The organism is Streptomyces sp. NPDC057445, from assembly GCF_042802855.1.
Taxonomy (GTDB): domain Bacteria; phylum Actinomycetota; class Actinomycetes; order Streptomycetales; family Streptomycetaceae; genus Streptomyces.
The window spans coordinates 1-25,427 of sequence record NZ_JBHVDH010000021.1 but is presented as its reverse complement, the minus strand read 5'-3'; the positions used below and the strand labels follow the sequence as shown (position 1 = coordinate 25,427).

The following is a 25,427-nucleotide window of genomic DNA, read 5'->3' as shown; positions in this document are numbered from 1 at the left end:
CGCTTGCGTGACCTCAGGGGGTTGCAGTCGCTTTCCATACGTCGTATGGTACTACTTCCATACGGTGTATGGAACTGTGGTGCATCGCGGCATCGACCGGCGCCCTTGCCCCATTCCCTCCCCTGCCTGAAGGAGCAAGCCATGACCACCCAGTCCAAGAACGACCTGCGACCCATCCGGTCTCCGCGCGGGGTCCCCTTCCTCGGCCACACGCCGCAGATCCCCAGCACCAACCCAGTGGAGTACTTCGGCGAGCTGTCCAAGCAGTTCCCCGAGGGCATCTACGGCATGGAGATCGCCGGCATCGAGCAGGTCTTCGTCTCCGACCCGGACCTGGTGGCCGAGGTCTGCGACGAGACGCGGTTCTTCAAGCAGATCGAGAAGACGCCGCTGAACCATGTGCGGGACTTCACGGGTGCGGGCCTGTTCACGGCCCACCAGCACGAGGAGGAATGGGGCATGGCGCACCGGATCCTCCTGCCGGCGTTCAGCCAGCGGGCCATGAAGGCCTACTACGGGCAGATGCTGGAGATCGCCCAGAATTTGGTGGGCAAGTGGGAGCGCAAGGAGGGCCGGCCGGTCAACATCACCGACGACTACACCCGGCTCACCCTGGACACCATCGCCCTGTCGGGGTTCGGCTACCGGTTCGACTCCTTCGCCAAGGAGGAGTTGCACCCCTTCCTCAACGCGCTGCTGGAGGCGCTGGTGGAGTCGCTGCGGCGCTCGCAGGAGCTGCCGATGATGACCAAGCTCCGCAAGGGCGACGACAAGAAGTACCGCGAGAACGTCCAGCTGATGCGGGACCTGGTCGAAAGTGTGATCAAGGAGCGCCGTCAGGGGAAGGGCACGGCTGAGGAGGACCTGCTGGGCCTGATGCTGGAGGCCACCGATGCGGAGACCGGAAAGCAGCTGGACGACGACAACGTCCGTGACCAGGTGGTGACGTTCCTGATCGCCGGTCACGAGACCACCAGTGGTCTGCTGTCGTTCGCCACGTACTCGCTGATGCGCAACCCGCACATCCTGGCCCAGGCCTACGCCGAGGTGGACCGGCTCATGCCGGGCGACACGGTCCCGGACTACGACACCATCATGCAGATGGACGTGATCCCGCGGATCCTGGAGGAGACCCTGCGCCTGTGGGCTCCCATCCCGCTGATCGGCAAGTCCCCGCTGGAGGACACCGTCATAGGCGGCTGCTTCGAGCTGAAGAAGGGAGCGCAGGTCAACATCCTCGAGGGCCCGCTGCACACCCACCCCAAGGCGTGGGACCGGCCGGAGGAGTTCGACATCAACCGGTGGCTGCCGGAGAACCGGGTCAACCATCACCCGCACGCCTACAAGCCGTTCGGCAACGGCGTGCGTGCCTGCATCGGCCGGCAGTTCGCGCTCACCGAGGCCCGCCTGGCCCTCGCGCTGGTGCTGCAGAAGTTCAAGTTCTCCGACACGACCGACTACAAGATGGACGTCAGGGAGGCGCTGACGCGCAAGCCCGGCGGCTTCGAACTGACCGTGCGCACCCGTCAGGAGCACGAGCGCACCGTCTTCGGCGCCGCGGACCTGCACACCGACGACACGCAGCAGCAGACCGCGGTCAGCGGTGTCGGTGTGAACCTCACCGTCGCCTACGGCTCCAGCCTGGGCAGCAGCGAGGACCTCGCGCGCACCATCGCCGACCGCGGTGAGCGCTCCGGGTTCGGCACCACCCTGGTCGGCCTGGACGAGCTGGGCGACAACCTGCCCACCGAGGGCCTGCTCCTCGTCGTGGCCTCCAGCTACAACGGCAAGGCCCCGGACAACGCGCAGCGTTTCGACGACCTGCTCGCCGCCGGGCTCCCGGAGGGCTCGCTGTCCAACGTGCGGTTCGCGCTGCTGGGTGCCGGCAACACCCAGTGGGTGGCGACCTACCAGGCCTTCCCCAAGCGGATCGAGGAAGGCCTGCTGGCCGCCGGCGCCACCCCCGTCATCGAGCGCGGCATCGCGGATGCCGCCGGTGACTTCGACGGCATGGCCACCCGCTGGATGGACACCCTGTGGGCCACCCTGGCCGAGGAGTACGCCGCCGACACCTCAGAGGCGAGCGGACCGCGCTTCGAGGTGCAGATGCTCACCGAGGCCGACGTGCGCCCGGCGATCGTCTCCGAGCAGGCCTACCCGCTGACCGTGATCGCCAACGAGGAACTCGTGGCCGACGCCACCGGGCTGTGGGACTTCGCCATCGAGCCGCCGCGCCCGGCCGCGAAGTCCATCACCATCGAGCTCCCCGACGGTGTCACCTATGACACCGGCAACCACCTGGCCGTCTTCGCCAAGAACGACCCCGCGCTGGTCAACCGCGCCCTCGCGGGGCTCGGCGTCGACCGCGACCAGGCCCTGCGCCTGGACCAGCCCGCCGGCGGCCGCACCCACCTCCCGGTGGGCACCCCCGTCACCGCAGGCGTGCTGTTCACCGAGTTCCTGGAGCTGCAGGACGTGGCCACCCGCTCCCAGATACAGACGCTGGCCGAGCACACCCAGTGCCCGTGGACCCGGCCGCAGCTGCAGGCCTACACGGCCGACACCGCGGAAGCCGAGGAGCGCTACCGGACCGAGGTCCTGGGCAAGCGGGTCTCCGTGCTCAACCTGCTGGAGCGCTTCCCCGCGGTCGAACTGCCACTGGCGGTCTTCCTGGAGATGATGGGCCCGATCCGTCCCCGCTTCTACTCCATCTCCTCCTCCCCGCTGGCCGACCCACGCCACGTGCGCCTGACCGTCGGCCTGCTGGAAGGCCCGGCCCTGTCCGGCGACGGCCAGTACCGCGGCACCTGCTCCTCCTACATCGCAGGCCTGGAACCCGGTGACGTCGTCTACGGCTACGTGCGCGTGCCCTCCCCGACCTTCGCCCCGCCGGCCGACCCCGCCACGCCGCTGATCCTCATCGGCCCCGGCACCGGCATCGCACCCCTGCGCGGCTTCCTCGAGGAGCGGGCCCGCCAGCACGAGAACGGCACCCAGGTCGGCCTGTCCCAGGTCTTCGTCGGCTGCCGCCACCCGGAGCACGACTACTTCTACCGGCAGGAGATGCAGGACTGGGAGCAGGCCGGGATCGCCCAGGTGCACACCGCCTACTCCGCGGTGACCGGCCACCCGGCCCGGTTCGTCCAGGACGCCATCGCCAACGCCGCCGACACCGTGTGGCAGGCCCTGCAGGACGGCGCGTACGTCTACGTCTGCGGTGACGGCCGCCGCATGGCACCCGCTGTGCGCGAGGCGCTCGCCGCCATCCACCGCAAGCACACCGGCAGCGACGACGAGGCCGCCCAGCAGTGGCTCGCCCAGCTGGAAGCGGACGAGCGCTACCAGCAGGACGTCTTCGCCTGACCCTCCGGACGCCGGGAGGCGCGCGGCGGTTCTGACACCCGCGCGCCTCCCGGCCACCACTCACCCACGAGGCACCACACGGCACCCATAGGCCCGAACCGCCGGGAGTGCCGCTCACAGAAAGCAGAGCACCATGGACACCATGCTCGCCGGACGCTTCCACCTGGACAGCAAGAAGTTCGCCGTGGAGGAGGTCCCCGTCCCCGTGCCCGGTCCGGGCGAGGTTCTCATCGAGGTCAAGGCCGCGGGCGTCTGTCTGTCGGACGTCCACCTCATCGACGGCTCCCTCGTCCCGCTGTTCGCCACCTCCGACGTCGTCACCGTCGGCCACGAGGTCTCGGGCGTGATCCACACCCTCGGCCCCGACCTCAAGCGCGGCCTGACCGTCGGCACCCGCGTCACCCTGGAGGCCGGCAAAACCTGCGGCCAGTGCGCCGGCTGCGTGCGCCGTCGCCCCTGCACCCAGATGCTCACCGCCGGCATCGACTACGACGGCGGCTGGGCCCGGTACACCCTCGCCCGCGAGGACACCCTCATCCTCATCCCCGACAACCTCCCCTTCGATCAGGCCGCGATCATCCCCGACGCGGTCTCCACCCCCTACGCCGCCGTCGTCGCCACCGCGGGGGTGCGCCCCGCACAGTCCGTCGGCATCTGGGGCGTGGGCGGTGTCGGCGCCCACAACGTCCGCGTCGCCCGCCTGGCCGGCGCCGCGCCGATCATCGCCGTCGACCCGCTGCCCGGCGCCCGGGAGCGTGCCCTGGCCTTCGGTGCGGATTTCGCCCTGGACCCGGCCGCCCCCGACTTCGCCGACCAGGTCCGCGCGGCCACCGGCGGACGGGGCCTGGACTTCGCCTTCGACTGCGCCGGCGTGCCGGCGGTCCGTGAGCAGGCCGCCGCGGTGCTCGGCCTGAACGGAGTCCTCATCCTGGTCGGTATCAGCCCCAGGCCGATCACCATCAGCGAGGGCCTGACCTTCAACTACCTGGGCAAGCAGGTGCGCGGCCACTACGGCGGCACCCCCGAGTCCGTCACCGACCTGGTCCGGCTGGCCGAGGTCGGCCGTCTCGACCTGGCCCCCTCCATCACCGACCACATCCCGCTTGCCGAGGCCGCCGACGCGGTCAACCGGCTGGAGAACAAGATCGGCGACCCGATCCGCCTCATCCTCGTCCCCTGATTACTGAACAGAAAGTTCATCAAGACCACCCCGGGCAGGGGTGAGTGGGCGCCGGTGCCTGAGGGAGCACCGGCGCCCACGGTCTTGTGTGGACGGTCAGTTCGCACGGGGCGTGGTGAGCGCCGAGTCGACAAGGGTGTTGGCCGCGCCGATGAGGGTGCGGCGGGCGGCGTACCCGGAGCGGTGGCCCCTTCGCGACAGTGCTCTTCAAAGCCACCGGCCCGCTGGACGACATCGCCGACACACTTCTCGCCCGCGCCCGGACGGCAGGAGAGCGTGCCGACGACACCGCCTTCCTGCTGGTGAAGGTCCCATGAGGCGGGCGCGACGGCTGGACGTCACCGGAGGGCGACAGTCGGGCCGCTCGTCGGCGCGGGGGATCAGGCGTGGTTGAGCCCGTACCGGGGGCCGAGAACGGCGACTGCCTTCTTGAGCTCCTCGCCGAGGTCGTCGAGACGATCCGCTTCTGCGGGGTCGACGGCTGCGCTGATCGCCGCTACCGGACTGCCGTCGGATGCCAGCAGGGGCGTGGCCACGGCAAAGGCGTCCTTGAACGTGACTCCGCGGTTGAAGGCGAGTCGGCGGGAGCGGATCTCGGGGAGCTCGGCGAGGAACTGCCGGACCTCTTCTGCCTGTTCCGCGCCGGCCAGCTCCAGGAGCCGGTACATCTCCTCGTCGGGGACGCCGGCGAGCAGAGTCTTGCCGGCAGCGGTCGTGAAGAGGGGGCGACGGGCGTGGGTGCGCGCGACGAACGTCAGGCCGGGCGACTCCTGACCGGCATGGTCGGCGTAGACGAGGGCGTCGCCGACTCGCACCCCGACGAGGACGGTGCAGCGGAGGACCTCACTCAACTCGGCCAGGAACTCATGATCGAGTGACAGCGCGGCCAGCTTGTTCGCGCGAGCGGCGAGGATGAAGGGCCCTGGTCCGAGGTGGAACCGGCGGTCGTCCTCGATGAGGTAGCCGCGGGCGAGAAGTCCGTTGGTCAGCTCCTGAACGGAGCTCTTCGCCGCGTCCAGGGCGGCTGCTAGCTCAGCCAGCGTCACTCCCCGCGGACTCAGGGCCACGGCTTCGAGGATCCCGATCACTCGGTCGACCGTGCGATGCGGGCGGACGGGCATGCGGCTGATGCTAGCACCGCACTGCCCGCCAAAAGTCCGTGCACGTGTCTTGTCAGGGACGCGGGGGTCACCGTAACGTCCCCGGCATCCGGAAATCCGGTTGACCGTCCGTAAATACGTACGCCTCTTTCATGCACCGCTACGCACCACCTCGCATGTCGCATGTCCCGGAAGGCCAGCACTCGCAACGAAAGGCCCGAAAACATGACCGCATCTGTCTCTCCCGGCGTGGCCACCACCCGCAGCGGCGCCCCGCTGCCGCTCGTCGCTCTGCCGCAGGGTGAGCTTCTGACCGTCAACATCGACCAGATCCCGCTCTTCAAGGATCTTGTCGCCCCCGGCATTCACATCCAGACGCTGCGCCTGGACCCCGAGCGCGGAGATTGGGTTTTCCTTTCCACCTTGGCACCCGGTTGCGAGCTGCCGGTCCATTACCACACCGGTTCGGCTCAGGTGTGGACGATCCAGGGCCGCTGGCTGTACCACGAGTACCCCGACCAGCCGCAGACGGCGGGCTCTTACCTGTACGAGCCCGGCGGCTCGGTGCACACCTTCTACACCCCCGAGGACAACACCGAGGACACCGTTGCCCTGGCCTGGATCGAGGGTGCGCAGGTCAGCTTCAACGAGGACGGCACCTTCCACTCGATCATGGACGCGGTGACCCTCCAGCACCTGACCGAGACCGCGGCGGCGGCGCAGGGCACCGGACCGGTCGGCTACATCCACGGCGGCGCCGCCGGCGTGATCAAGTCCTGATCGGCAAGGGAGCAGCCATGCGACCGGCGTTCGACGGCATCCGGGTCCTGGAACTGGGCCAGATCTACAACGGCCCCTACTGCGGGCTCCTGCTCGCACAACTGGGCGCCGACGTCATCAAGGTCGAGCCACCCGGTGGTGAGCCACTGCGCTTTCGCTCGCACGAGCCGATCGAGTCCCACGAGTTCGTGATGCTCAACTCCCACAAGCGGAGTGTGGTGCTCGATCTGAAGACCGACGCCGGTCGCCAGGCGCTGCTCGACCTGGTCGAGACCGCCGACGTGCTCATCGAGAACTACGCGCCGGGCACTATGGAGCGCCTCCAGCTCAGCCCGGCGCGGCTCCTCGAGCACAACCCGCGCCTGGTCGTGGCCTCCGGCAAGGGCTACGGGTCCACCGGCCCCTACGCCCACATGTCGGCCATGGACATCACCGTGCAGGCGATGTCCGGCAGCGCCTCGGCCACCGGGGAGCCCGACGGGCCGCCCACCAAGGCCGGCGCCGCGTTCGTGGACTTCTCCGGCGGCATCCACCTGTTCGGGGCGATCAGCGCGGCCCTGTTCCAGCGCGAGCGCACGGGACGGGGGCAGATCGTCGAGGTCTCGATGCACGACACCATCTACCCGATGCTGGCATCCAGCCTGGGCGGCCTGCACAACAACCCCGGCCGAGAGCTTCCCGAGCGCACCGGGAACCGGCATTCGGGCATGGCGATCGCGCCGTACAACATCTACGAGGCGAGCGACGGATGGCTGGCGATCATCTGCATCGCCGAGCGGCACTGGCGCGGCGTGGCAACCGCACTGGGCCGGCCCGAGCTGATCGACGACCCCAGGTTCCGCACGCAGAAAGACCGGGTCGCCCACATCGACGCGGTCGACGAGCAGGTCTCTTCCCGCACCAGGACCCGGACGCGTGCCGAGCTGGTGCGGGACCTGCAGGCCGCCGGTGTGCCCTGCGCGCCGGTCAGGTCGATCCGCGAGGTCGACACGGACGAGCACCTGATCCAGCGCGGCATGATCCAGTACGTCGAGCACCCGGCCAGGGGCCGGGTGCCGGTTGCGGGATGCGCCCTGAGGCTCAGCGACTCGCCGGTGGGCCCGCTGCGGGCCGCCCCGCCGCTGGGCGAGTCGACGCGGGAGGTTCTCGCGGAGCTTGCCGGCCACGCGGATGCGGCCGGCGAAGCCGGCACCCAGATCAATGATGAGGATCCCAGGCATGTTCACACCTGAACCCGGTACTCCGCTGGCGGAGTACTACGACCAGACCCAGCCGCGGACCGGAGTCGTCCTCTCGCGCCGGAGCCTCGGCACGCTGGACGCGGTGAGCATCGGCCGCTACGCACTGACCATCGGCGCCGCGGACCCGGTCCACTACGACGCCGCAGTCGCACGTTCGGCCGGGTACGCGGATGTCGTGGCGCCACCGAACATGCTCGCCGCGATCGTGGAGTGGGGCATCGGCACCCCCGAGGCCCAGCTTCAGCCCGACGGAACCCCCCTCAGCGGTGACACACCCCTCGGTGACAGCGACCTCGGGCTGCGTGTCATGGGCGCCGGCGAGGAGATGGAGCTGGTCACTCCCGTGACCGCGGGGACGGAGGTGGTGATCGAAACCATCCTCGAGGCGATCACTCCCAAGCAGACCCGCGCCGGCACCTGCGTGTTCGTCACCACCCTCCACACGTTCACGTCCGCCCAGGGTGCCGTCCTCAACCGCAACCGGCGCACCGTCGTACTGCGCAACCCCTTGCAGGAGTCGTAGTGTCCATCAACTACCAGGTCGGGGACACGCTCCCACGGCTCAAGCACACGGTCACGACCTTTCAGCTGTTCCGCTACAGCGCGGTCACCTGGAACCCCCACCGCATCCACTTCGACGAGCCCTACGCACGCGAGGAGGGCCACGGCGGTCTCGTGGTGCACTCCCACCTGCGAGCGGCGCTTTCCCTGCGCTGTGTCACCGAGGCTCTCGGCCCCAAGTGGCGCGCGACGAAGGTCGCCTACCGCCTGCGCAAGCCCGTCTGTGCGCCCGCCAACCTGGCCTACACCGCCCGGGTGACCCACATCGAGGGCGACAGCATGACTCTCGAACTGGCCGAAGCACACCCCTCCGGCGAGGTGGGGTTCGAAGGGACGATACGGGTCAGCAGGGCCGAGGGAGACAACGCCGGCGGTCTTCGCTCCTCTACACCGGAAGAGTTGGCATGACGTCAGCATCAGAACGGGGCCGGCGCCCCCTCCGCGTCGGGAACTGCTCCGGCTTCTACGGCGACCGCGCCTCGGCCATGGCCGACATGGCCCGAGCGGGCGGTATCGACGTCCTCACCGGTGACTACCTCGCCGAGGTCACGATGCTGATCCTCGGCAAGGCGCTCGCCAAGGACAGCACGAAGGGCTTTGCGACCACCTTCCTGCAGCACCTCGACGCGGCGCTCGAGCATCTCGTCGCCAACCGGATCAGGCTCGTCGTCAACGCCGGAGGACTCAACCCCGCCGGGCTGGCCGCCGCGACGCGCGAACTGATCGCACGCCACGGTCACAACCTGCGGGTCTCCCACATCGAAGGCGACGACGTCTTCGCCGGCCTCGACGATCTGCGGCAAGCGGGCCACTGCCTACCGCACCTGACGATTGGTCAGCCGCTGTCGGACTGGCCGCACCAGCCGCTGACGGCCAACGCCTACCTCGGCGGCTTCGGCATCGCGCGCGCGCTCCACGAGGGCGCCGACATCGTCGTGACGGGCCGCGTCACCGACGCCTCCCTGGTCGTCGGTCCCGCCGCCTGGTGGTGGGGTTGGACGACTGACGACCACGACGCTCTCGCCGGCGCGGTCGCCGCCGGACACGTCATCGAGTGCGGGCCTCAGGCGACCGGCGGCAACTTCTCCGGGTTCCGTTCCGTCCCCGACCTCGTGGAGCCGGGGTTCCCGATCGCCGAGATCGCCGTCGACGGCTCCTCGGTGATCACCAAGAACCGGAGCACCGGCGGCGTGGTCACCCAGGACACGGTCACCGCCCAACTGCTCTACGAGATCGGTGAACCCGCGTATCTCAACCCCGACGTGACCGCCCACCTGGACACCGCCACGCTGACAGACCTCGGCGAGGACCGCGTCCGGATCAGCGGCGTACGAGGCACGGCGCCGTCCAGGACGACCAAGGTCGCGATCACAGGGGTGGGAGGCTGGACGAACAGCGCGATCCTCGCGCTCACCGGCACGGACCTCGACGCGAAGGCCGCCCTCGTGGAGCGATTCGTCCACCGCTACGCCGAGGCCGCCCGCGGGCTCGACGCGGTCGCCGTCGAACGCATCGGGCAGGCCCAGCCCGATCCCGACACCCAGAATGCGGGAACCGAGTTGCTCAGGATCACCGTGCAGGGGACGCAGCAGGCCGCCGGGCGCGCCTTCTCGTCGCGAGTGGTCGAGCTGGCCCTGTCCAGCTACCCCGGGCTGTACTCCCTCGGCCCTCCGCAACCGGGGTCTGCATTCGGTGTCTACTGGCCCGCACTGCTCGACCAGCGGATGCTCCAGCACACGGTCCACCACTACGACGGCACGACCGAGATCATGGCCCCCGGCAACCCGGACAGCGCCGGTGGCGAGGTAATGCCGCAGGCCGAGCCGGCGCTCGCGCCATCGGTGCCTGCGCCGCGGGCAGACGAACTCGTCGTCGCCCCACTCGGTGAAATCGTGCACGCCCGCTCCGGCGACAAGGGCGGCGACGCGAATCTCGGTGTCTGGGTACGCGACCGTGCGGCATGGGACTGGCTCAGGGCCACCCTCACCGTCGACGAACTGCGACGCCTTCTTCCCGAAACACGCGCACTGGAGATCTCGCGCCACGAACTCCCCAACCTGGGCGCGGTCAACTTCCTCGTCCGAGGACTGCTCGGGACCGGCGCCACCTCGACCCTGCGGCTGGACTCGCAAGCCAAAGCACTCGGGGAATGGCTGCGCTCACGGAGCGTCAAGGTGCCGCGATCTCTGGTGCGATCCTGACGACGTCATGACTCACGACAGGCCTCACAGTTGGACGGGCAGGTGGCGCGGCCTGCGGATGTGCGAGTGTGGGGGCCTGGATAGCCGGCGGTCCAACGGCCGACGACATCCGCGACCTCCCCCGGGATCGACGACACGACAAGTCATCACTCCCACGGAATCACCGAGCCCATGTCCCATCGGAGACAAGGCGCTCATCACGCCGGAAAGACAACAGCTCCTCAGGCATTCCAGTGCGCCTCAAGGGCTGCGGCGACCTCGGCCGGCTTCTGGATCAACGTCCAGTGGCTGCAGTCGAGCTTGACGACCCGGGACGCTCGCACAGCTTGGCCGAGTTCGTCGGCGAACGCGATCGGACAGGCCGGGTCGAGCGTCCCCCAGAGGACCAGGCACGGCGTGGACACGTTCGCCAGTCCCGGTTCCCACTCCGCGCCCACCGTCACGGCGGAGCGGTACAGCTTGAGGATGCTGTCCCCCATCGACCCGTCCACGCGACGGACCATTTCCTCGGCCACGTCAGCCGGGACATCGAGTTTGCTCAGGTCCTCGGCGAAGGACGCTGGGTCAAGCTCGTTCATGAACCGGTCCCCCTCGACCGGGTCCTGCCAGATCTTGGCCAGCGGATGCCAGTCGTACTGAGCACTGACCGGAGCGCTGCTGCCGGCCCACGTACGAACCAGGTCCGGCCGTATCGAAGCGACGCGCGCGGTGAGAATGCAGCCCCAGTCATGGCCGACCAGATCCACCGGCTCGCCGACTTGCTCCAGCCGATCGATGAGCCAATCGACGTACTCCTCTTTGGTGGAGCCGAAGCCTTGCGGTCGCGGTGCGCCGAAGCCGGGCAGGTCCCAGGCCTCGACGTCACTTCGGTTCAGGTGCTGGCGCACGCCGTCCCACACACGGTGGGTGTCGGGGACGCCGTGGATCAGAACTGCAGGCATGGACGAGCTCCTCCGTAGGACAAGAACCTCATACATGAGGCTTTTATCATTTTTGCGCCTTTGGTCTCGAAACGCGAATCTAAACCCTGGACCCTGGAGCCGGAGCAACGGCCCCGCGACCACGGCGGGTGATCACTCGGGTGTCGGCGTGAGCGCGAGTAGCGTGGGTTACGGACCAACCCACCTGGAAGGGTGTGACCATGGTCGAGCACCGCACCGTCACGGTTGGAGAGCGTCGGCTCCACATCGCGGAGGAGGGTGAAGGACCCCTGGTTCTCCTGCTCCACGGCTTTCCCGAATGCTGGTACAACTGGCGCCACCAGTTCACGCCCCTGGCCGGGGCCGGATACCACGTCGTCGCCGTTGACCAGCGCGGTTACGCCCGCAGCGACCGGCCCGCCGCGGTTGAGGAATACACCATCCTGCACCTCGTCGGCGACGTCATCGGCCTGATCCGCGAACTCGGCGCACAGCAGGCCGTGGTCATCGGCCACGACCTGGGCGGCATGGTCGCCTGGTCCACGGCGCTGATGCGGCCCGACGTCGTCCGGGGGGTCGTGGGCCTCAGCGTCCCGCCGCCGCAGCGCGGTCCGGTTCCTCCGCTGCAGGCGATGCGCGAGCTGTTCGGCGGCCAGTTCTACTGGAACTACTTCCAGACCTCCGGCGTCGCGGACGCCGAGCTCGCGAAGGACCCGCACGCCACCTTCCGTCGTGTGATGTACGGCCTCTGCGGCGACAACCCGCACAGCGACCCGCCGGTCGAGCCGCTCGTACCACCGGGCAAGGGATTCCTGGACCTCTTCGAGGCCCCCCAGGAACTTCCCGCCTGGATCACAGAGGCCGACATCGACTCACTCGCGACGGAGTTCACCGAAGCCGGGTTCACCAGCGCCCTCAACTGGTATCGCAACTTCGACCGCAATTGGCAGCTGACCGCCCCATGGGGCGGCGCGCAGTACCGGATGCCCGGCCGCTACATCACCGGCGATCGGGACCTGGTCTACGGGTTCCCGGGGATGGAGCAACTCCTCCCCGCCCTGCCCACGCTCCACCCGACCGTCGGAGCGGCGCACATCCTGCCCGGCTGCGGCCACTGGATCGCCGAGGAACGCCCCGGCGAGGTGAATGCGGCGCTCCTGGAATTCCTCGGCGCCCTGAACACCTGACGATCAGTCGGCTGCGGTCGAATCCAGCACGCCTTTTGGCAGCTGTCCACGGAAGCGGCGGGCGCCCACAGTGGTGCGGGCGCCGCCACAGCCTTGATCGCGGCCTGCGGTACAGCCCGCCACTTCGCCGCCGCCTACGGTCGCCGGGGCCGCATCGTCGCCGCCGTCGCCTCGATCACGGCAAGTGGCTGGAGTACTACGCAAAGCTGATCGAGCAATCGGGTCCGTTCCCGCCTCCGCCGCCGGGCTGGGACCATCCCCCCGATATGAAGCCGATCCCGGCCGAGTTCCCGCAACCCGGCGTCCCGACGGCGGTCCCCGACGTCGTCCTGACCGGCCACGACCCGAGCGAGCGGAGGACCGAGTTCCGGCCTCGCCCTCGTTGACGCGCCCGCCGGATGGGCGTCCAAGCGGACAGCATCGACAGGAAGAAGGAGGCTGCCTCCGAGGAGATCGCAGAGCCGACTGGCCGGGGGTCAACGGGCCGTGAAGGAGTTCGGGCAGTTCGCAGCTGAGCTGCTCGACCGGTACTCCCGGCAGCCCGGCCCGGGCATGCTCTGGGCGATGGAATGGCTGAGTACCTGCTGGTCCCGGTGGCGCGATTCCTGATTCCGCTGGGCACCTTCGACCCCCGCCAGGCCGCCCCGCTCAGCGACGCGGGACTGACTAGTTATCACGCCGTCAAGCGATCGCTGCATCTGCTGGGGCCGGGCTCGACCGCGGTCGTGATCGGAGTGGGCGGTCTGGGCCAGATGGCCATCCAGATGGTCCGAGCGCTCAGCGCGGCGACCACCGTCGTCGCCGTGGACACCGATGCCGGCAAGCTGGAAAGCGCCAAGCGCATGGGCTCGGACGAGGTGCTGCTCTCGGGCGAGGAGGCGGTCACGCGCATCAAGGACATGACGGGACAGCAGGGCGCTCAACTCGTGCTGGACATGGTCGGCATAGACCCGACTCTGCGCATGGCTGCTCAGGTGGCCAGGGTGCTGGGCCACCTGACCATCGTCGGTCTCGGCGGCGGAGCCCTGCCCGTCAACTTCTCGAGCCCGCGGCACGAGTGCTCGGTCGCCTCCCCCTACTGGGGCTCCCTTCCCGAACTGATGGAGGTGATCACCCTCGCCCAGCAGCAAAAGATCAAGATGCTGGTCGAGCACTTCCCCTTGGAACGCGCCAACGAGGCATACCAGCTCCTGCACGACGGCAGGATCCAAGGACGCGCCGTCATCACCCCCCACCCGTGAGTACCGTCATCAAGGCGACCGGACAGCCGGTCGAAGCCCCCCGAGGAACCTCGCGATCGCCTCGGCAGGCCGGGCGGGACGGTGCTCATACGACCCCAGGAATACCCTCCACGTCCAGCGCTGCCGCGTCCCAGTAGAGCTCCGGCGCACCCAGGGCGCATTCTGCCCAGACCGTCTTGCCACTTCGGGCATGGCGCGTTCCCCAATGCTCGGCGAGTTGGGCGACGAGGAACAGACCTCGCCCGCCCTCGTCGAAGACACGGGCCCGGCGCAGGTGCGGAGTCGTGCTGCCGGCATCCGCGACCTCGCACATGAGGGTGCGATCGTGGATGAGACGCAGCTGGATGGGAGGCCGGCCGTAGCGGATGGCGTTGGTGACCAGTTCGCTGACGACCAGTTCGGTGGTGAACGCGAGTTCCTCAAGTCCCCAGCTGGTCAGCTGCTCGGAGACGCTCGCTCTGGCCCGGGCGACCGCGGCCGGGTCGGCATCCACGTCCCAAGTGGCCACCTGACGGTCCCCGAGGGCGTGGGTGCGGGCCAGGAGGAGTGCCACGTCGTCGTGCGGTCGGTCTGCGGGCAGCAGCGCTTCGAGGACGGTGTCGCAGGTCGCCTCCAGAGAGGCGGAGGACTGCGCGAGAGCGTTGCACAGTCGGGTGACGCCGGTCTCGATGTCGTGGTCGAGGGCCTCGATCAGGCCGTCGGTGTAGAGGGCGATAAGGCTGCCCTCGGGCAGGTCGATCTCCACCGCCTCGAACGGCAGGCCACCCAGGCCGAGTGGCGGGCCGGCGGGCAGCTCGAGGATGTCGGCGGTTCCGTCCCGGGTTATCACGACTGGCAGCACGTGGCCCGCGCGGGCGAGGGTGCAGCAGCCGGCGACAGGGTCGTACACGGCGTACAGGCAGGTGGCCCCGATGTCCCCCGCGGCTTCGGTGTCCGCTTGGGCAGACATTTCGGAAGAGACTTCGGCGGCCAGGCGGATGACGACGTCGTCCAGGTGGGTGAGGAGTTCGTCGGGTGGCAGGTCGATGTCGGCGAGGGTGCGCACAGCGGTCCGCAGCCGGCCCATGGTGGCGGCGGCGTGGATGCCGTGGCCGACCACGTCGCCCACCACGAGTGCGACCCGGGCACCGGACAGCGGGATGACGTCGTACCAGTCGCCGCCCACGCCGAGCTGGGCGGCGGCAGGCAGGTAGCGGCAGGCGACCTCCACGGCGGACTGCGCGGGTGTGCTGTGCGGGAGCAGACTGCGCTGGAGGGTGAGGGCGGTGGTGCGCGCGTGCGTGTATCGGCGGGCGTTGTCGATGGCCACCGCCGCCCTGGCTGCGATCTCCTGGGCGAGGAGCAGGTCCTCGTCCCCGTACGCGTCGGGCTTGTGGTGACGGAAGAACTGAGCGACACCCAGCGTGGTGCCACGGGCGCACAGCGGTACCAGCAGCATTGATGCGGTCGGGCCGAGGTGGTGCCGTGAGGACCGGCCGGTGACCAGGGCGCGAGCCGGTGGTGATCCGTCCGGATACCTGTGGAGCTGCTGCGGCGGCACGGACGATTTCCCGTAGATCGCTTCCAGGCGGGTCGTCTCGGGGTAACCGTCCATCACCGACCGCTGGGCGACCCGGCGGATCACGAGTGTGCCCTTCGCAGGAGGCTCGTCTCCGGAAGACGTGTCGAGGAGGTCGACGGTGACGGCGTCGGCGAAGTGCTCGATGGCCAGGTCCGCCAACTCCTGGGCGGTGCGGGCGATGTCCAAGGTCGTTCCGACGCGTACGCTCGCCTCGTTGACCACCGACAGCCGCCACTGCACCTGGCGATCCCGCTCCTCCTGGAAGGCCAGGACGCCCGTTTCCGCTGTGCGGTCCGTGTACTCGGTCATCAATGCGATCAGCTTGCGTGTCGCCGCGTTGATCGGCTCGGCATCGCTGGTGAGCCGGGGCAGCACTTCGAGCAGCCGGTCGAGGAGACGGCCTTGCGCGAGCCGGAAGGCGCGCAGCATCGCTGTGACCGGCTTTCCGCGCTGAGCCAGCCGACGCGCGCGCTCTGCGTCGGCGGCTGGCGGATCGATCCGCCTTGGCTCGATGTCGTGCTCGATGCCGAAAAGTATGGCGGCCACGTGCTCGGCGACGTTCACCCCCGTCATCCGTGCGATGTCCGGTTCGTCCCACAGCTCGGGGACCTCGCGCCGCAGGCATTGCTCTATGTCGTGGATCAGCTCGTCCGCTCGCGGGCTGAGTTCATGCGCGGCACGGGACAGAAGACTGTCCGCGGTGAAGTCCACACTGACGACGTTACGCCGTCGTGGTGGACCAGGAAGCCTGCTGACCATCGGGTTACGCGTTGTCCGGGAGGAGCCCGGTCTCACAGGCTGGTAGTGGTCGTGGTCGTGGTCGTGGTCGAGGATCAGGGTCCGCGTGGACACCGGCGGATGGGCCGGCGCCCACGGCCGGTGTCCACGGGCCTGGCGCAGCCCCAGGTGTTCCGGGTCAACTGAGCTGGGGCAGCGCCCGCCGGGTCACCTCGCGGGCCTCGTCCGGTGGGACGCCGAGCATGCGCAGGACCATCTCGGCCAGGTCCGAGGCGGCCTCGTCGCCGTCGAGGTCGGGGCGGGCCAGCCGCAGCGCCACGAGGGACAGCAGGGTCCCGCCGAGGGCGGACAGGGCGGTGGTCGGGTGGGTGCAGGTGAAGCGGCCCGAGGCGATGCCGATCTCCAGGTCGCGCAGGGCTCGAGGGGCGAGGCCCCGGTCGGTGTGGATCTGGGCCAGACCGCGGTCACGCAGGATCCGCATGAGCTCAGGGTGGGAGTCGGCCATCCGGGCGGTGAGCCGGAAGCCGGCCGCGACGAGCTCGGCCGGGTCGTCGATTCCTTGTACGCACTGGTCTATGACCTGCCCGAACTCCTCCAGGGCGTCTGTCACCGCGGCGTCGAACAGCTCCGTCTTGGACTCGAAGTGGTTGTAGAAGGAGCCGAAACCGACGTCCGCGAGTTCGGCGATGGCCTGGATGCTGGCGCTGGTGTCCCCGGTCTCCGCGAGGATCTGCCGGGCCGCACGGACGAGCGCCTGACGGGTCTCGGCGCGGCGCCGCTCGAAGCGATTCTTTGGCAGGGCTGACGTCGGCATACGGCGAGTGTAACAACCGTCGCGATGAGTCTGCCATTAGTGATGAGATCATCAACTATTTTCCCCGACCCTATTGACGATGGTTTCCGCAAAGTTGATGATTTCCTCATTACAGCAGTGTTGCTTGGAGGACACCATGTCCCACACCCCCGTTAACAGGGCCGCTCCCCAGACGCCCCACCAAGACCTCCACAGTGAGCAGGGCGCCCTGCGCGGAGAGCACCCCGGACGTTCCCGGAACCCCGTGATCAAGGTGGCGGATCTGGCCTGGCTGGAGTTCGAGAAGCCGGACCTGGACCGAGCCGAGGTCTTCGCGCGTGACTTCGGGTTCGCGATCGCCGCCCGCACCGAGGATGAGCTGTGGCTGCGCGGCACCTTCGCGGGCTCTCCCTGCATGGTCATCCGGCGGGGGCATGCGTCCCGGTTCATCGGGCCGGCGTTCCGCGCGGCCGAACGGGCCGACCTGGACCGGCTGGCCCGCGCCACCGGCAGTACCGTCCGGGACATTGGCGTACCGGGCGGTGGGCAGTCGGTCGCCCTGCTCGACCCCTCGGGCCTGCCGGTCCGGGTCGTACAGGGCACCGAGCAGCTGCCCGCGCTGCCCGAGCAGCAGCCGCTGATCCTCAACTTCGGTACCGATCACCGTCGTACGAACGCCACCCAGCGTCCGCCCCGTGAGCCGTCCCGTATCCAGCGGCTGGGCCATGTGGTGCTGGAGACACGGGTGTTCGCCCGCACCCTCGACTGGTACCTGGACACCCTCGGGATGATCGTGTCCGACTTCCTGTTCCTGGACGGGCAGCGCGGGCGCGGGCCGACGATGGCGTTCATCCGGTGCGACCAGGGGAGCGTGGCCGTCGATCACCACACGCTGGCCCTGCACCTGGGGCCCGGAACCGGCTACGTCCACTCCGCCTACCAGGTCACCGACCTCGACGCGATCGGCGCCGGCGGGGAGTACCTGACAGAGCGCGGTTACCAGCGCAGCTGGGGCATCGGCCGGCACATCCAGGGCAGCCAGCTGTTCGACTACTGGCGCGACCCCGACCACTTCATGCTGGAGCACTTCGCCGACGGCGACCTGTTCTCCTGCGACCTGGAGCCCGGCTGGGCGCCGATGTCGGCGAGCGGCCTGGCCCAGTGGGGCCCGCCGGTCACCCGCGACTTCCTGGGCGCCAATCCGTCCCCCGCCAAGCTGCGCGAGGTCATCACGGCCCTGCGTGGCGACAACGAACTCGACCCCGCACGCCTGCTGGGCCTGATGAAAGCGATGAGCTCATGAGTACCAACGTTCTGCGCACCACAGACGGCTGGTGGGTCGTCCGGGGCGAGCGCGCCGTACGCGTCGAGACCAAGGCGGTCACCACCGCCGAGCTGCTCGCCGACCGGGAGGCGGTCCGCGATGCCGCTGCCTCCGCCGAGAGCGGCACGCCCGTCGCCGACCTGGTGGCGCTGCCTCCGGTCACCACCCCCTGCCGGGTGGTCGCCCAGATGGTCAACTACCGCAGCCACGCCAAGGATTCGGGCTTCACCGGCGACATTCCGCCCGCCTTCTTCCGCAAGGCGTCCGGCTCCGTCAGCGGACCGCACGAGAAGATCGTCCGCCCCGCGCACGTGAAGTTCCTGGACTACGAGGTGGAACTCGGCCTCGTCATGGGCGCACCTCTGCCCGTGGGCACCGTCGTCGAGGAGCAGGACCTGCCGCGCTACGTCGCCGCGCTTGTCCTGACCAACGACGTCAGCGCCCGCGACGTCCAGCTGACCAAGACCCAGTTCTACGAGAGCAAGTCCTATCCGACCTTCACGCCGACGGGGCCGTACCTGGCCCTGCTGGAGCCCGAGGACTTCGCCCACCTGCTCAACCTGCGGCTGCGGCTGTCGGTCAACGGCGTACCGCGCCAGGACCGCACGCTCGCCGACATGATCGTACGGCCCGCACAGGCGCTCACCCTGCTCGCCCGCTTCCAGACCCTCGACCCGGGCGACCTGCTGCTGACCGGCACTCCCGGCGGCACCGCCCTGAAGGCCCCGCCCAAGCCGATCGCGAAGATCAGTGCGTTGCTGCCGCCCGCGGTGAGGTGGAAGGCGTTCTTCAAGGGCCAGGCCAAGAACCCCCTTTACCTGCGCGACGGTGACCGCATCACCGCCACGATCGCCACCCCCGACGGGCGGATCGACCTCGGCGAGCAGCGGACCCCTGTTACGGACGCACCATGAAGGCCGCGTCCCGGATGCCGGTGGTGATCATCGGCGCCGGACCTGTCGGCGTCACTGCCGCCCTTCTGCTCGCCCGGCAGGGAGTGCGCAGCTTGCTCCTCGAACGCCACCGGGGCATTTACCACCTGCCACGTGCCGTCGTCGTGGACGACGAGGTCCGCCGGATCCTGCAGAGTGTCGGTGTCCACGAGGAGTTCGCCGCCCTCGCACGCCCGGCGCTCGGGCTGCGGCTGCTCGACGCCCGGCGCCGCGTGATCACCGAGTTCCCGCGGTCCCTGCACGGACACCACGGCTTCCCGCAGACCAGCATGTTCGACCAGCCCGAGCTGGAACGCCTGCTGCGCGACGCCCTGGCGCGCCGCCCGGAGTGCGAGCTGCGGAGCGGGGTGGAGGTCGTGTCCGTCACCCAGGACACCGACGGACCGAACGACCCCACAGGTCCGGTCCGGGTCACCTTCCGCAGCGACGGCAGCGACGAGGAGGAGCACCTGTGGGCCGATGCCGTCCTCGGCTGCGACGGCGCGGGCAGCCTCACCCGTGACTCCATCGGCGCCGTGTGGGAGGACCTGCACTTCCAGGAGAGCTGGAAAGTCATCGACGTGCGCACCACCCGCCAGGTGCGCAGCTGGGAAGGCGCCGAGCAGATCTGCTGCCCCACCCGGCCGGCCACCTTCATGCGCGTCGGCGAGGACCGCTACCGCTGGGAGTTCCGGCTGCCCGAGGACGAGAACCTGGACGGCCCGGACGGGCAGCAGCGCCTGCGCGAGCTGGTCGCCCCCTGGGTAAACCTGCCGTCCGATGCCTCGTCGAGCGACGACTTCGAGGTGATCCGGCAGGCGCAGTACACCTTCCGTGCCCGCATCGCCGACCGGTGGCGTCGGGGGCGCGTCTTCCTGCTGGGCGACGCCGCCCACCTCACCCCGCCTTTCGTCGGGCAGGGTCTGTGCGCGGGCCTGCGGGACGCCCGCAACCTCACCTGGAAACTCGCCCGCGTGCTCCAACAGGGCGCACACGAGGGGCTGCTGGACACCTACGAATGGGAGCGCAAGCCGCACGCCCGCCATGTGATCCGCGTCGCGGTCGCCGTCGGCTGGGCCATGACCGGCGGACAGGACCGCGGTGCGGCGCTCCGCCGGGCCGTCGTGGGCACGGTCTGTCGCATCCCCGGCGTGACCGCGGCGGTGAGCCGTGACCTCAGCCCCGCCCTGACCGCCGGTCCACTCGTACGGCGCCGCCCCAGGCTGACCGGCCGAGTGCTGGCCGGCACCTTCTGCCCGCAGCCCTGGGTACGGCACGACGGCAGGCGAGTGCGCCTCGATGACGTCCTCGGGGACTCCCTCGCCGTCCTGACCGCTGTGCCGCCCACGGCGCAGATGACGGCCGTGGCCACGGCACTGGGCGCCCCGACGATCCACGTCGACGACCTGGGCGACGACGGCACCCTGGCCGCCTGGCTGGCACGCGGCCGGTCGGACGCCGTCCTGCTGCGCCCCGACCGCGTCGTGATGGACACCGTCCCGGCCGGCACCGGCGACTTCACGGACGCCGCCGCCTGGGCTCCCCTGCTGCACACGGCCCGCCGTACCGCCGACGCCCGGCCCGCCCCCTGACGAGGAACACCACACCATGACGAGCCCGCACCTCGCGCCGAACCCGGAACCGTTCTTCACTCCCGACCCGCACGTGGCCGCCCGCAGCCGCATGGCGGACTTCGCCGGATGGGCCGCTCGGCACAAGAGCGCCGACGGCGTTCCCGACCCCACCGACTACCAGGCCCTGCACCGCTGGTCCGTCACCGACCTGGAAGGGTTCTGGGAGGCGGTGTGGGAATACTTCGCCATCGACGCGACGACCGAGTACGAGCGGGTGCTGGCCGAGGAGACCATGCCCGGCGCCCGCTGGTTCCCCGGGGCCACCCTCAACTACGCCCACCACGCGCTGCGCAACCTGCAGCCGGACGCTCCCGCCATCACTGCGCTGGACGAGACCGGAGCCAGCTACGAGATCACGGGCCGGGAACTGCGCGCCCGGGTCGCCTCCGTCGCAGCCACCTTGCGCGACCTGGGTGTCGGACAGGGCGACCGGGTGGTGGGTTACCTGCCCAACACCCCCCACGCCGTCATCGCCTTCCTCGCCACCGCCAGCCTGGGCGCGGTGTGGTCGGTGTGCGGCCAGGACTACGCACCCCAGGCCGCCGCCGACCGCTTCGCCCAGCTCGAACCCACGGTGCTGATCACCGCGGACGGCTACCTCTTCAACGGCACCACACACGACCGCCGCGCCGCCTCGCTCGAACTCGCCGCCGCCCTGCCGACGCTGAACGCCATGGTGCGCGTGGACCACGTGGGCCTTGCCTGGCCCGAGGGCGGGGACTCGGGGCTGACGGTTCCCTGGGAGGAAGCGGCCACCCGCGTCGAGTACCTCACCATCGCCCCGGTGCCGTTCGACCACCCTCTGTGGGTCGTCTTCTCCTCCGGCACCACCGGACTGCCCAAGGGCATCGTCCACGGGCACGGCGGGGTCCTGCTCGAGCACCTCAAGACCCTCGGCCTGCACACCGATCTGGGCACCGGGGACCGCCTGCTGTGGTACACCACCACCCACTGGATGATGTGGAACCTGGTCGTCTCCACCCTGCTGACCGGTGCCACCACCTGCACCTACGACGGCAGTCCGGCACCGCAGGCGCGTCCCGACGTCCTGTGGGAGCTGGCGGCCCGTCACAAGGTCACCGTCTTCGGCACCAGCCCCCAGTACCTGCTGACCATGGCCAAGCTCGGCATCGAACCCTCCGTGCACGACCTGTCGGCCATCCGCGTCGTCGGCTGCACCGGCTCCGCTCTGCCCGCCTCCGCCTACCCTTGGGTCCGCGACCACGTGGGTGCCGGCGTCCAGCTGGCCTCCACCAGCGGTGGCACGGACGTCGTCTCCGGCTTCGCGGGCAGCGCCTCCACGACCCCCGTCTGGGCGGGGGAGCTGTCCGCCCCCAGCCTGGGCGTGGCGCTGGCCGCCTACGACGCGACGGGCACCCCCGTCCTCGACCAGGTCGGCGAACTGGTCGTGACCCGCCCCATGCCGTCCATGCCGCTGTACTTCTGGAACGACCCCGACGGCAACCGCTACCGCGACGCCTACTTCGGTGCCCACCCCGGTGTCTGGCGGCACGGCGACTGGATCACGCTCACCTCGCACGGCTCGGTGATCGTCCACGGCCGCTCCGACGCCACTCTCAACCGCAACGGCGTGCGCCTGGGCAGTGCCGACATCCACGACGTCGTCGAACGCCTCCCCGAGATCACCGAGGCCCTCGTCATCGGCGCGGAGGAACCCGACGGCGGCTACTGGATGCCGCTCTTCGTGGTCCTCGCCGACGGGGTCGGCCTGGACGACTCGCTGCGCGACCGCATCCGCGACGCGATCCGCGCCGGCGCCTCACCCCGCCACGTCCCCGACGAGATCCTCGCCGTACCGGCCCTCCCGCACACGAAGACCGGCAAGAAGCTCGAGGTTCCCGTCAAGCGCCTGCTCCAGGGTGCCCCCGCCGAGCAGGTCCTGAACCCCGCGGCGGTCGACAACCCCGAGCTGATCGCCTACTTCGCCCGCCTGGGCGCGGAGCGGAACAAGCAGCCGACCCACCACACATGACGTCGGCGGGGCCACAAGCCCACGTGACAGCAACGGTCCTTGTGCCCTGCCCGGCTCCGTAAACCCCGTCCCGCCGTGTGGTCCCGGGGCGGTCAACCCGCCCCGGGACCACACCATCCGCACAACCGAAGTAAGAGAGAAACCATGACCATGACCGACCGCGAACCGCAGGCCCTCGATGTCCTTGACGACGCCGGGCGAAAGGTGCTGTTCACCGAGGCCCGCACCGCGAACACCTTTGCCGCAACGGCCGTTGCCGACGACGAACTCGCCATGATCTGGGAACTCGCCCGCTGGTCACCGAGTGCCGCCAACGGTCAGCCTCTGCGTGTGCTCTTCGTGCGCACCCGCGAGGGCAAGGAGCAACTGGCCCGGCATCTCGACAAGGGCAACAGGGCCAAGACGCTCAGTGCGCCGGCCGTGGCCATCCTGGCGTACGACGTCGACTTCCACGAGCAGATGCCGACCGTCTTCCCGGCTCGCGGCGAGATGCTGCGAGCCGCGTTCGCCGACCTGACGGAGAAGCGCGAGAGCCTCGCGGCCTACAACTCGGCATTGCAGACCGGAGTCTTCCTGCTCGCGGTGCGCGCAGCGGGGCTGGCGGCCGGTCCCATGGCGGGCTTCGACCGGGCCGGCGTGGACGAGGAGTTCTTCGCCGGTACCAGCTGGCGTTCGCATCTGGTGGTCAACATCGGTCACCCCGGTGCCGACCCGTGGTTCCCGCGGCTGCCCCGCGTACCCGTCGGGGACGCCGTCGCCTGGGCCTGACGGCACTGCCGCCGCCCGGTTGCGCGGGACCGGGATCCGAAGTCCGAGCACCCGAGCGCGGTCGGCGTAGATGGTGAGAGGTGTCATGCCGTGGGCGCCGGTGCTCTCCTGAGTACCGGCGCCCACTTCTCACCCGACCGACACCGGTTTCGCCGAAGCCGTGCTGCGGGCCACCGGCGGAGAGGCGCTTGACCATGCATTCGACTTCGCGGGCGTTCCCGCGGTCCGGGAACAGGCATCGCCCCTGAAGAACAAGAAGGTGCTCGGACACTACGGATCCTCGTTCGACCACGTCTACGAACTGATCCGGCTGGCCTCCAGCGGCTGTCTCGACCTGGCCCGTCTCCATCACCGACCACATCCCCCTGGCCGACGCCCGAGGCGATCCACCACTTTCCATGCGGCGTATGGTGCTACTGGAACAAAGGTTCCGTACGATGTACGGAACCTTGGGGCGCCACCGCATCGGCAACCTCTCTCGCGCCCGGTGGGGCAGCACAGAGACGACCGACGTGCAGGAAGCAGAGCGGCCCACGCCGCTGTCCCGGCCGTCAGGGCTGGCTTCGCCTGCTCCTGCCGGCCAGCCCGCCCTTTGCGGCGGCACGGATGTAGCTCCGACGGGCGTTCTCGTGCCGCCCGCCATGGCCCCCGTAGTACCCGCTTCACTGTTCGAGGCCTCTTTGATTCCGGCGGCAGCCCTTCCGGCGGCCCCGTATGACTCGAGGCACCAGGAGTGACAGTCCGCCTTGCTGGCGCACTTCTCGCTGAAGGATGAAGGTGGCCCGGCTACCACTCATCGAGAGGCCGGGCCGCTCAAGGGCCCTACGTCACCGAATCCTGTTAGCGTGCCCACCCTGAGGCTGGCACACTGAATTTGTGCTTCCGCTGATGGCCGCTGCTGATCAGAACGCGCTCTCATCGCTTTCTGCCGCCAGTGTTGTGTCGGTCAGTGCATTGGTCTTCACCGTTGCCTCATTCTGGTGGCTCAATGCCAGACAGGGGCGCCTGGAGTCGTGGGAGCCGCATTCCTTTGCAGCGATTGTCCGCGGCTCCATGGTTCGCCTGCGGCTTCCGCTCGTCCTTCACAACACCGGTGCCAAGCCGATAGTCGTGCAGGATCTCAGGCTGACCTTCCCCGATGAGCCCGCCTCTCATCTGCCACTCCTGTGGGCGGCTTCACGATCTCGTCTCCAACCCGGGCCGGACGAGGAACTGGAGTTGCCGACCGGATTCGTTGTGGCCGGCAGAGAGGCGCAACAACTCTTCATCGAGTTCGAGGCACCGTTTTCCGGGTTGGTTCCGGAGGCCCGTGACTACAAGGTCCGAATCCAAGTGAGGGTTGGCCACCGCAAGGGGTGGCACTCGCTTTTGACGTTCACCTTGAGGACCACCAACATCGTCCATCCCGACCGGTACACCGTCTGCAACAACGCCCTTCTCGAACTGACGAAGGAAGACCAGAAGAAGGCGGACGCTGCGCTCCTGGAGCTGTTGGAGGGGCAGGAGAAGGGCAGTTCCGCCAAGGGCGAGACCAAGCGGCGAGACCCTTCGAACGACGAGGGCGACACCGGCACGAATATCCAGGACGGGTGAAGATCGAGGGCTTCGCCGTGGCGAATGTGTCGGTGCCCCGCCCGCTGGCGTCGGAGCCGGTCAGGCCGACCGGCAGGAGAATGCTGGGCCGGTGTGGGAGGCGGCTGGGGGTGGGGTGTGATCACCGCGCTGACCCACGAGGTGCACGTCGTGCCTGGTCCCGGCGGCGGGAAGACCGTCTGCGCACGTCTGCGCTGGTAGACGGGCAGAGGGCGACGACTGGCCGACTGCGCAGGCGGGACAGGAGGCAGGCTGGCCGGGCAGGGGAGGGGTGTGCCACGCTGAAGGAGTCACCCGCCTGGTCTGGTGGGGTACCC

19 protein-coding genes are annotated in these 25,427 nt (G+C 69.4%); 15 read left to right on the top strand and 4 right to left on the bottom strand.

Annotation, left to right across the window (positions count from 1 at the left end):
• The first annotated feature begins 141 nt into the window (after positions 1-141).
• Both ACFU5O_RS30335 and ACFU5O_RS30330 read left to right on the top strand, forming a co-directional pair.
• A complete protein-coding gene (locus ACFU5O_RS30335) occupies positions 142-3,363 on the top strand; it encodes a bifunctional cytochrome P450/NADPH--P450 reductase (RefSeq protein ID WP_384245362.1) in 3,222 nt (1,073 codons plus the stop codon).
• Between the two features lie 133 nt (positions 3,364-3,496).
• Positions 3,497-4,543 carry a zinc-binding dehydrogenase gene (locus ACFU5O_RS30330; RefSeq protein ID WP_384245361.1) on the top strand — a complete coding sequence of 349 codons (1,047 nt, stop codon included), beginning with the start codon at positions 3,497-3,499 and terminating at the stop codon, positions 4,541-4,543.
• A 380-nt stretch (positions 4,544-4,923) separates the two neighbouring features.
• On the opposite strand, the gene ACFU5O_RS30325 is transcribed toward ACFU5O_RS30330, so the two are convergent.
• Complete coding sequence (locus ACFU5O_RS30325) at positions 4,924-5,664, bottom strand: IclR family transcriptional regulator (RefSeq protein WP_384245359.1); 741 nt, start codon at positions 5,662-5,664, stop codon at positions 4,924-4,926.
• 204 nt (positions 5,665-5,868) lie between these two features.
• On the opposite strand from ACFU5O_RS30325, the gene ACFU5O_RS30320 reads away from it, so the two are divergent.
• From ACFU5O_RS30320 to ACFU5O_RS30300, 5 genes are read left to right on the top strand one after another with little or no spacing between them, the layout of a single operon-like run.
• Entirely contained in the window at positions 5,869-6,423 is a 555-nt protein-coding gene (locus ACFU5O_RS30320; RefSeq protein WP_384245358.1) for a 2,4'-dihydroxyacetophenone dioxygenase family protein, read from the top strand.
• A 17-nt stretch (positions 6,424-6,440) separates the two neighbouring features.
• Entirely contained in the window at positions 6,441-7,655 is a 1,215-nt protein-coding gene (locus ACFU5O_RS30315; RefSeq protein ID WP_384245357.1) for a CaiB/BaiF CoA transferase family protein, read from the top strand.
• Positions 7,642-8,187 carry a MaoC family dehydratase N-terminal domain-containing protein gene (locus tag ACFU5O_RS30310; protein WP_384245356.1) on the top strand — a complete coding sequence of 182 codons (546 nt, stop codon included), beginning with the start codon at positions 7,642-7,644 and terminating at the stop codon, positions 8,185-8,187. Before ACFU5O_RS30315 ends, ACFU5O_RS30310 begins: the two co-directional genes overlap by 14 nt.
• Positions 8,187-8,633 carry a MaoC/PaaZ C-terminal domain-containing protein gene (locus tag ACFU5O_RS30305; RefSeq protein WP_384245354.1) on the top strand — a complete coding sequence of 149 codons (447 nt, stop codon included), beginning with the start codon at positions 8,187-8,189 and terminating at the stop codon, positions 8,631-8,633. The genes ACFU5O_RS30310 and ACFU5O_RS30305 overlap by 1 nt, the downstream gene beginning before the upstream one ends.
• Positions 8,630-10,426: an acyclic terpene utilization AtuA family protein gene (locus ACFU5O_RS30300; protein WP_384245352.1), complete on the top strand. Its 1,797-nt coding sequence runs from the start codon at positions 8,630-8,632 to the stop codon at positions 10,424-10,426. The genes ACFU5O_RS30305 and ACFU5O_RS30300 overlap by 4 nt, the downstream gene beginning before the upstream one ends.
• Before the next feature lie 221 nt (positions 10,427-10,647).
• Here the strand turns inward: ACFU5O_RS30300 and ACFU5O_RS30295 are convergent, their stop codons facing one another.
• Positions 10,648-11,367 (bottom strand): alpha/beta fold hydrolase, encoded by a 720-nt coding sequence (locus tag ACFU5O_RS30295; protein WP_384245351.1) that lies wholly within the window; start codon positions 11,365-11,367, stop codon positions 10,648-10,650.
• A gap of 200 nt (positions 11,368-11,567) precedes the next feature.
• Between ACFU5O_RS30295 and ACFU5O_RS30290 the strand changes: the two genes are divergently transcribed.
• The gene (locus tag ACFU5O_RS30290) at positions 11,568-12,533 is read left to right on the top strand and encodes an alpha/beta fold hydrolase (RefSeq protein WP_384245350.1); all 966 of its coding nucleotides are present in this window, start codon (positions 11,568-11,570) and stop codon (positions 12,531-12,533) included.
• Between the two features lie 569 nt (positions 12,534-13,102).
• A complete protein-coding gene (locus ACFU5O_RS30285) occupies positions 13,103-13,774 on the top strand; it encodes a zinc-binding dehydrogenase (protein ID WP_384245349.1) in 672 nt (223 codons plus the stop codon).
• Positions 13,775-13,859: 85 nt separating this feature from the next.
• Here the strand turns inward: ACFU5O_RS30285 and ACFU5O_RS30280 are convergent, their stop codons facing one another.
• Both ACFU5O_RS30280 and ACFU5O_RS30275 read right to left on the bottom strand, forming a co-directional pair.
• On the bottom strand, positions 13,860-16,046 hold the full coding sequence (locus ACFU5O_RS30280) for a SpoIIE family protein phosphatase (protein ID WP_384245347.1): 2,187 nt from the start codon (positions 16,044-16,046) through the stop codon (positions 13,860-13,862).
• 205 nt (positions 16,047-16,251) lie between these two features.
• Positions 16,252-16,887 (bottom strand): TetR/AcrR family transcriptional regulator, encoded by a 636-nt coding sequence (locus ACFU5O_RS30275; RefSeq protein WP_384245346.1) that lies wholly within the window; start codon positions 16,885-16,887, stop codon positions 16,252-16,254.
• Between the two features lie 136 nt (positions 16,888-17,023).
• Here ACFU5O_RS30275 and ACFU5O_RS30270 point away from each other — a divergent pair, with 136 nt between their 5' ends.
• From ACFU5O_RS30270 to ACFU5O_RS30245, 6 genes are all read left to right on the top strand, one after another.
• Positions 17,024-18,169, top strand: a complete 1,146-nt coding sequence (locus ACFU5O_RS30270; RefSeq protein WP_384245345.1) for a VOC family protein — start codon at positions 17,024-17,026, stop codon at positions 18,167-18,169.
• Entirely contained in the window at positions 18,166-19,104 is a 939-nt protein-coding gene (locus tag ACFU5O_RS30265; RefSeq protein ID WP_384245344.1) for a fumarylacetoacetate hydrolase family protein, read from the top strand. The genes ACFU5O_RS30270 and ACFU5O_RS30265 overlap by 4 nt, the downstream gene beginning before the upstream one ends.
• Complete coding sequence (locus tag ACFU5O_RS30260; protein WP_384245343.1) at positions 19,101-20,714, top strand: bifunctional 3-(3-hydroxy-phenyl)propionate/3-hydroxycinnamic acid hydroxylase; 1,614 nt, start codon at positions 19,101-19,103, stop codon at positions 20,712-20,714. The genes ACFU5O_RS30265 and ACFU5O_RS30260 overlap by 4 nt, the downstream gene beginning before the upstream one ends.
• 16 nt (positions 20,715-20,730) lie before the next feature.
• Positions 20,731-22,749 carry an acetoacetate--CoA ligase gene (locus ACFU5O_RS30255; protein ID WP_384245342.1) on the top strand — a complete coding sequence of 673 codons (2,019 nt, stop codon included), beginning with the start codon at positions 20,731-20,733 and terminating at the stop codon, positions 22,747-22,749.
• Positions 22,750-22,893: 144 nt separating this feature from the next.
• Positions 22,894-23,517: a malonic semialdehyde reductase gene (locus tag ACFU5O_RS30250; RefSeq protein ID WP_384245341.1), complete on the top strand. Its 624-nt coding sequence runs from the start codon at positions 22,894-22,896 to the stop codon at positions 23,515-23,517.
• Between the two features lie 876 nt (positions 23,518-24,393).
• Positions 24,394-25,110 (top strand): hypothetical protein, encoded by a 717-nt coding sequence (locus tag ACFU5O_RS30245; protein WP_384245339.1) that lies wholly within the window; start codon positions 24,394-24,396, stop codon positions 25,108-25,110.
• Positions 25,111-25,427: the final 317 nt, after the last annotated feature.